The 741-nt window shown below is 55.9% G+C and carries 1 protein-coding gene; it reads left to right on the top strand.

The window, feature by feature from the left end; translation table 11 throughout:
* Nucleotides 1-190: 190 nt before the first annotated feature.
* A partial coding sequence (locus G4L39_RS09270; protein WP_165107706.1) for a hypothetical protein occupies nucleotides 191-741 on the top strand: 551 nt, incomplete at its 3' end.

Raw genomic sequence — 741 nt, 5'->3', positions numbered from 1 at the left:
CTCGATCACACCGCAGGTGGTCAACGCAGGTGCGACCCGCGGAAAGATCGGCATCCCGTGCGGCGAGTGCCCCAAAAGCTTTTTCCTGGTTCTCCAGGATTATGATACACAGACCTCGCAATGGTACTCGGAGGGAATGATGGGAGGCATAAGCCTTACTATTGTGGGAAACCAGAAAACCTGGAGCGCGATGAATTTGATCATCGATGCGGACCGGCTGCCCGATGGCACGCAGCGGACACGGTCGGTTGAGCATGACGGTTGTGATCAGACGGGGTCTAGTCAGATCTCATTCACGAACTTTTACATAGGGACGAATTTCTCACGCTATGGTGACGATGAAGACCAGGTGTATTGCATAAGTACCAATGGGGAAGAAGATCCGCCAGGTTGTACCGCGTGGACGCTGATTCCGTCTATTTTTTTCTACCTTAATCACGTTGAAAGTGAAACCACTAGCACTCCGGGGCCATGTGGTGGCTCTTGGACCACTTTCGACCGCGCGTGGGACGAATGGTACTCCGATGACCAAAACTATGGTTACGCCGAGATCCAGTACCGGACGTCCACGGGTCGCGAGCATTCGAACGAGTACACCACGGCCGAGTTGACCGCGCTGGTTTCCTCGTTGGTGCGTGAGCGTCTTCCCGCCGCCATGGACGAGACCTCGGCATATGAGGGCACTCCGATGGCGGCCAACGACCTTGCTTCCGACGAATCCTGCGCCAGCGCAATCGGCTG

It is taken from the genome of Limisphaera ngatamarikiensis (genome assembly GCF_011044775.1).
GTDB classification, from domain to species: domain Bacteria; phylum Verrucomicrobiota; class Verrucomicrobiia; order Limisphaerales; family Limisphaeraceae; genus Limisphaera; species Limisphaera ngatamarikiensis.
This window is presented reverse-complemented; position numbering and strand designations above follow the sequence as displayed.